This is a genomic window from Paracidovorax citrulli (assembly GCF_900100305.1).
Lineage (GTDB): Bacteria > Pseudomonadota > Gammaproteobacteria > Burkholderiales > Burkholderiaceae_C > Paracidovorax > Paracidovorax citrulli.
The window spans coordinates 81,818-88,205 of the sequence record NZ_FNEY01000021.1 but is presented as its reverse complement, the minus strand read 5'-3'; the positions used below and the strand labels follow the sequence as shown (position 1 = coordinate 88,205).

6 protein-coding genes and 1 tRNA gene are annotated in these 6,388 nt (G+C 63.9%); 1 reads left to right on the top strand and 6 read right to left on the bottom strand.

All coding sequences use genetic code 11. The features are described 5' to 3' along the window. A partial coding sequence (locus BLR99_RS14860) for a transposase (RefSeq protein ID WP_139160164.1) occupies positions 1-335 on the top strand: 335 nt, incomplete at its 5' end. Here BLR99_RS14860 and BLR99_RS14855 read toward each other — a convergent pair. The 6 genes from BLR99_RS14855 to BLR99_RS14830 form a co-directional block, all read right to left on the bottom strand. Then, positions 230-1,270 carry a hypothetical protein gene (locus BLR99_RS14855; RefSeq protein WP_211481584.1) on the bottom strand — a complete coding sequence of 347 codons (1,041 nt, stop codon included), beginning with the start codon at positions 1,268-1,270 and terminating at the stop codon, positions 230-232. The two genes, BLR99_RS14860 and BLR99_RS14855, sit on opposite strands and share 106 nt — an antisense overlap. A 563-nt stretch (positions 1,271-1,833) precedes the next feature. Further along, positions 1,834-1,909: transfer RNA gene (locus tag BLR99_RS14850), tRNA-Lys, on the bottom strand. Between the two features lie 102 nt (positions 1,910-2,011). Continuing rightward, the gene (locus BLR99_RS14845; RefSeq protein ID WP_011795038.1) at positions 2,012-2,989 is read right to left on the bottom strand and encodes a GMP reductase; all 978 of its coding nucleotides are present in this window, start codon (positions 2,987-2,989) and stop codon (positions 2,012-2,014) included. Positions 2,990-3,215: 226 nt separating this feature from the next. Continuing rightward, positions 3,216-3,968, bottom strand: coding sequence for a hypothetical protein (locus BLR99_RS14840; protein ID WP_011795039.1), 753 nt, complete (start codon positions 3,966-3,968; stop codon positions 3,216-3,218). Between the two features lie 95 nt (positions 3,969-4,063). Further along, positions 4,064-5,065, bottom strand: coding sequence for a tripartite tricarboxylate transporter substrate binding protein BugE (locus BLR99_RS14835; RefSeq protein WP_011795040.1), 1,002 nt, complete (start codon positions 5,063-5,065; stop codon positions 4,064-4,066). A gap of 43 nt (positions 5,066-5,108) precedes the next feature. Then, complete coding sequence (locus BLR99_RS14830) at positions 5,109-6,290, bottom strand: M20 family metallopeptidase (protein WP_017439177.1); 1,182 nt, start codon at positions 6,288-6,290, stop codon at positions 5,109-5,111. Positions 6,291-6,388 lie beyond the last annotated feature (98 nt).

The following is a 6,388-nucleotide window of genomic DNA, read 5'->3' as shown; positions in this document are numbered from 1 at the left end:
AGCGTCTGTGCGGAGACGTACAGCAGGCCACGGGCCACTCGGTGAAGCTGGGCTGGGCGGACCAGGGCTATACGGGCGAGGTGGCAGCAGAGGCTGCAAGGGACAACGGCATCGATCTGCAGATCGTGAAGCTGCCCGAAGCGAAAAAGGGCTTCGTGCTGCTGCCCCGGCGCTGGGTGGTAGAGCGCAGCTTCGGGTGGCTGGCGAGATTCCGCAGACTCACGCGGGACTACGAGCGCCTACCCGAAGTGCTCGGCGGGCTGCATTTCCTGGTCTTTGCCGTGCTCATGTTGCCTGCAGCCGCACGGGTGCTGGCTGCGGCGGGAAGTTCATAACACGCTCTAACCAGAGTCTTTAGTAAGTCCCTTACCATCGTGATTTTCCCGCGGCTGTAATTACTCACCACCATGCCGTATGTAATTGAGCTCACAAGGGCTTTGGCGAGATCAAATGCATCACCGGCGATAGAATCGCTGAATTTGTTAAATGCTGCGGGCAACGTTACAAAACCGGTATCCCCTGATGTATTTGAAACAATATTCAGATCAAAAATTCCGACAGCCATAACTTTTTCGCAAAGCTTTTCACCCAGAATACGCTTGGCCTCCTCAAACTCTATACATGCCCTAGTGTAGAGTGCATCGGTAAGATCTTTTAGGGATCGTTGTTCGCCCGGTGAGAGGGAATCGAGTACAAGCTTAACCTTAACCGGGTTGTTTCTGCGGAAAAGATTTCCGTTGAAATACAAGCGCTCGTTATTTTTCAAATGCTCTGCGTCAACGAATCCGATACTCTCAGCCCGTTGAAAAAGATTGTCCACCTCTGAAAATGAAATTTCAAATTGTTCGGCAATATCCCTGCGTGCATCGGATGTTGAAATCGGATTTATTGACGATTTTTCTGATAATGCAAGTGCAGCAAATTCAATTTTTGAAGGATTCGACGCCTCGAAAATTTCTGCAGTTCGCTCCAACACGGTTGTCGAACTGACGCCCAGAACTGAAATTCCGGAATTGGCTCGGTCAATTAGCTTTCGCTCCTCCAATTTTTTCAGCAGCGAATCGCACTCTAGCGCATTTATCTGAGCAGCCTCTGCTAACGCCTCCACTCTCTCGTTCGACAGGTCGATTTGTTTGTCAGCAGCTAAAGCGGACAGCAGAATTCCTGCTTTCCCCGCTACAAGAATTTTATTGAATCCCGGTGCGGAGCTGACTTTCTGTATCTTATTGGTGTGATGAACTAGCCAAGAGCCAGTCGTTTTCTTCTCCATCTCAAGCCTCTCTGTATTAGATCGTTACAGTGTAGCGGACATTGGGCGAAGATGGAACTGGAGCAAACAGGCTTGATCGATACCGACGCAAGCCTTCGAGAAGCGTAGTTCTCGACCGAGTGACAACCACTGGAGGCGGCTGAGGCGAGTGCTCCAGGTATTACAGGTCGTGAGAGGACGTCCCTGAGTTTCAAACGGAGATGCCTAACTGAGATGGCCAGCGGCAGACGTTGACAATACTGTCAACCCATGACTGTGCGACGCATAAAAGGCCCACTTGGAGTACAGTTGTAGAGCCTCATGATCGATCCGCTAGCGCATGACGTCAGAGCGTGAGAGAGCACGAACAGACCGAACAGCCTCAACGCGGAAGCGAGTACTGCACCTTTACCGCCGAGTGAAAAATGAGAGGCTGGTCAGGTGTTAGGACATGGGCCGACCGGGGCGTTTAGACCACGCTGTATATGTGATGTATTGCATAAACGCACTATGCCAACACAAATAGAAAAAAGCCGGTGCTACCTTTCGATAGCACCGGCCTTTTCAGCCTTGCGGCTTTGTGGTGGTGGGTCCTGAGTGACTCGAACACTCGACCTACGGATTAAGAGTCCGCTGCTCTACCAACTGAGCTAAGAACCCACAGTAAACTTTGAAACTGTGTCTGCAGCGCTGCAGAGCCTCGAATTATGCACTACTTTTTTACCGGTCTGCAAGCAGGCAGGCAAAAAAGTTTTCGGCACCTCACATGAGCAGGTGTTCGCCCGCGTTGTCGCCGCCCAGGATCACGTAGTTCACCTTGCGGATGTCCATGAGCCTGCGGCCGCCGGAGTAGCTGATGGAGCTCTGCACGTCCTGCTCCATCTCGACCAGCGTGTCCGCCAGGCGGCCCTTGATGGGTTCGAGGATGCGCTTGCCTTCCACGTGCTTGTACTCGCCCTTGTTGAAGTCGCTGGCGGAGCCGTAGTACTCCTTGAACTGCTCGCCGTCCACTTCCACGGTCTTGCCGGGGGATTCCTCGTGGCCTGCGAACAGCGAGCCGATCATGACCATGGTGGCGCCGAAGCGGATGCTCTTGGCGATGTCGCCATGGCTGCGGATGCCGCCGTCGGCGATGATGGGTTTCGTGGCCACGCGGGCGCACCACTTGAGCGCCGAGAGCTGCCAGCCGCCGGTGCCGAAGCCGGTCTTGAGCTTGGTGATGCACACCTTGCCCGGGCCCACGCCCACCTTGGTCGCGTCCGCGCCCCAGTTCTCCAGGTCGATGATGGCTTCGGGCGTGGCCACGTTGCCGGCGATCACGAAGGCCTGCGGCAGGTGCTGCTTGAGGTAGGCGATCATGGCCTTCACGGTGTCCGCATGGCCGTGGGCGATGTCGATGGTGATGTACTCGGGGCAGAGGCCTTCCGCCACGAGCCGGTCCACCGTGTCGTAGTCGGGCTGCTTCACGCCCAGCGAGATGGAGGCGAAGCAGCCGGCCGCGTGCATGTCGCGCACGAACTGCACGTTGTCGAGGTCGAAGCGGTGCATGACGTAGAAGTAGCCGTTGCTGGCGAGCCAGCGGCAGATCTTCTCGTCCACCACCGTCTTCATGTTCGCCGGCACCACCGGCAGGCGGAAGCTGCGCTGCCCGAGGGTGACGCTGGCGTCGCATTCGGAGCGGCTCTCCACGCGGCATTTGCGCGGCAGCAGCAGGACATTGTCGTAGTCGAAGATTTCCATGAGATTCCAAGCTCCTGTGAAAGGTCGCGGAGGACCGTTTCCCCCGCGATGGGGCGCTTGGCTTGGAGGCCGGTCTTGTGGGCGGGCCGTGAAAGGCCTCTGCCGAACCCTGCCGTGCGCAGGCACAAAAAAACCGGACGTCAAGAAACTTGGGCCCGGTGACTGATTCTACCCCTGCCGCCCGCATACCGGACGTGCCAGGCGGGTTGGTGGACGGGGTGCAGGGTTACTGCGGCCTGCTGGCATCGGCGGCGGGGCAATGGGCCCGTGCCGCCGCGACCACGGTGCCGTCGGTGTCCTGCAGCCAGCCCACGGCGCCGAGCCTGCCCGCATCGGCGCCGTCCGGGATGCGCATGGGCCGGAGCTCCGACCACCCGGCGCGCGGCCCTGCCGTGCCGGTTTCCCAGGTGCCCTGCAGCGCATTGCGCACGATGTGCCGTTCGGCGGCATTGCCTTCCGCTCCGGCGGCCACCGTCTCGACCAGCAGCAGCGTGAAGGCATGGCGGGTGCCGGCGCGGGCATGCGCGGCAGGGGCCTTGCCCCCGGGCCGCGCCAGGGCGATGGTGGCGCCGACATAGCCGTTGACGGGCGGGCCCAGGGCCACGCGCAGCCGGCCCGGCAGCGGGGCCGTGGGGGCGACGTCGGTGATGGCGGTGTCGGTGGCTGCGGGCGGGGCGCGGCGCAGCGCCTGCAGGCGTTCCAGCGCGTCGCGCGTGGCGGCGGCGGACAGGGGGGCTTCGTCGCCCTGCCGGCCCGGCACGATCCAGTCCAGTACCAGGGCGCCGCCGCCGGGGGCCGTGGCGGGCGCGTCGGCCCAGCAGGTGGCGCAGTCGGCACTGAGGAACCGCTCGTAGAGCACGCGCGGCGCTGCCTTGCCGTCGCTGCTGCATGCGGTCCACTGGGCTGCTGCGGAAGAGGGGGCGCCGGCCAGCCAGGCCGGGGCGAGGCAGAAGAGCAGGGCGGAGAAGGAGGTGCGCATCGGCGGATCCTGGGGCTGTGCGGTGCAGTGCCGCGCATGTTCCCACAAGATGCGCCGCGGCGCAGGACCGCTTCGCCGGGTCGCGCTGACCGCTCTTACTCCGGCTTGATGTTGGCCTTGCGCACCACCTCGCCGTAGGAGGCGAGGCGTTCGGACATCATCTTTTCAAAGGCGGCGGGCGACATCTCTTCGGGCGGGATCACGCCGCGGGCCTTGAGGTTCTCGACCATGGCGGGTTCCGTCGCGGCCTTGCGGATGGCCTTGTGCAGCGTGGCCACGATGGCGGCCGGCGTGCCGGCCGGCGCGGCGATGCCGGTCCACGACGGCTGGTTCAGGTCGGGGAAGCCCAGTTCCTTGAAAGTGGGCACATCGGGCAGCTGGGCCACGCGCGTGTCCGAGGCCACGGCCAGGGCGCGCAGCTTGCCGGCCTGGATGTGCTGCAGGAACACCACCAGGTTGTCGAGTGCGAACTGCACCTCGCCGGCCAGGATGGCCGTGACGTAGGGCGAGCCGCCGCGGTAGGGAATGTGCACGCCCTTGGCGCCCACGGCCAGCAGGAACGCCTCGGCGTTGATCTGGCCCATGCTGCCGGCGCCCGCCGTGGCGAAGTTGACCTGGCCGGGATTGGCCTTCAGGTAGGCCACGAATTCGGCGAAGGTCTTGACGGGAACGCTCGGGTGCACGACCAGCACGTTGGGCTGGCGGCCCATGATGGCGATGTTCTCGAAGTCCTTGATCGGGTCATAGCCCAGCTTGGGCTGCACGAGCGGGTTGGCCAGGTGGCTGCTTTGCGAGGAGGCCACGAGGGTGTAGCCGTCGGCCGGAGCCCGGGCCACGAACTGCGTGCCGATGGAGCCGCCGGCGCCGGGCTTGTTCTCCACCACGATCGGCACGCCCAGGATGCGGCCCAGCGATTCGGTGTACTGGCGGGCCATGACGTCCACGGAGCCGCCGGGCGGGAACGGCACCACGAGCGTGATCGGGCGGCTGGGGTACTTGTCGCCCGCGGCGAAGGCGGGCAGGGCGGCGGCGCCGGCCAGGCCCAGGCCGGTGGCCAGCAGTTGGCGGCGGGTGGTGGGGGTGCGTTCGAAGGACATAGGTCTCGGAAAGGTCAGGAAAACAAAAAGGTTGGAAGCCGGCTCAACCCAGCGCCAGCAGCGTGAGCGCGAGCGCCTGGGCGCGGGGAACGAAGGTGGTGAGGTCGCAGAACTCGCGCTCGCTGTGCGCATAGCCGCCCACGGGGCCCAGGGCGCACAGCGAGGGAATGCCCATGTTCGACGTGATGCCGCTGTCGGCCGCGCCGCCGGTGGCCTCGCCCTCGACCGTGAAGCCGACCTGTTGCGCGCAGCGCTGGTAGGTCTGCAGCAGCGCGTCGGGCGTGCGGGCCATGGGCAGGGTGCCTGTCTTGGCGACGATGCGGCCGCTGGTGCGGGGCAGGGATTCTTCCTCGATGATGGCCTGGATGCGTGCCAGGACGCCTTCCAGGTCGTTGCCGGCGGTGTAGCGCAGGTCCACGTGCGCCGAGGCCAGCGGGGCCACCACGTTGGAGGCCATGCCGCCCTGGATGAAGCCCACGTTCACCGTGATGCCGGGCTCGCAGCCGTTGAGGGCGTGCAGCGCCAGGATCTTGCGGGCCAGAGCGTCGATGGCGCTCGCGCCCTGGGCGGGGTTGATGCCCGCGTGCGCGGCCACGCCCTGCACTTCGAAATCGATGCGGTAGGAGCCCTTGCGCTCGTTGACCACGTTGCCGCTGATGCGGCCCGGCTCGGCATTGAGCACGGCGCGGGCGCCCTGCACGTGCTCGCGGATGACGTTGCGGCAGGCGGGCGATCCCACCTCTTCGTCGGCGGTGAACAGCAGGTGCACCGGGGTGGCGTTGCCGCCGAAGCGTGCCAGGGCCTCGGCCACGAACACGTTCATCACCAGGCCCGACTTCATGTCCGCCACGCCGGGGCCGAAGGCCTTGCCGCCTTCCACGCGCCACGGGCGCTGCGCCGCCGTGCCCAGCGGGAAGACCGTATCCATGTGCCCCATGAGCTGGTGGTGGCCCGCCGCCCCGGGATTGCTGCCGGGCACCTTGGCCAGGAGGCATTCGCCCCAGCCCGGCTCGGGCAGGGTCTGCACGGCGATGCCGGCGGATTCCAGGCGGCCGCGCAGCACCGCCGCGACCTGGCGCACGCCCTCTTCATGGCCGCTGCCGCTGTCGATGTTCACGACCTGCGCCAGCAGGTCGGCCATGGCCTGCTCCTGCGAGGCGAGCCAGTCGAGCAGGGGCTGGGCGGAGGCGGGGACGGCGGCAGGCTCGGGCACGGTGGTGGACATGGCGGGCAGTGAGGCGGGATGAAAGAATGATTGAAACGGAAATTTCATAAATCATATTGCCTTGCAATAGTTGTTGCAATCCATTCCATTCCTCGGGG

What these genes read in the sequence shown, in the direction of transcription:
- BLR99_RS14855 (WP_211481584.1), bottom strand. Translation starts at nt 1,270, where the DNA reads ATGGAGAAGAAAACGACTGGCTCTTGGCTAGTTCATCACACCAATAAG.
- BLR99_RS14845 (WP_011795038.1), bottom strand. Translation starts at nt 2,989, where the DNA reads ATGGAAATCTTCGACTACGACAATGTCCTGCTGCTGCCGCGCAAATGC.
- BLR99_RS14840 (WP_011795039.1), bottom strand. Translation starts at nt 3,968, where the DNA reads ATGCGCACCTCCTTCTCCGCCCTGCTCTTCTGCCTCGCCCCGGCCTGG.
- BLR99_RS14835 (WP_011795040.1), bottom strand. Translation starts at nt 5,065, where the DNA reads ATGTCCTTCGAACGCACCCCCACCACCCGCCGCCAACTGCTGGCCACC.
- BLR99_RS14830 (WP_017439177.1), bottom strand. Translation starts at nt 6,290, where the DNA reads ATGTCCACCACCGTGCCCGAGCCTGCCGCCGTCCCCGCCTCCGCCCAG.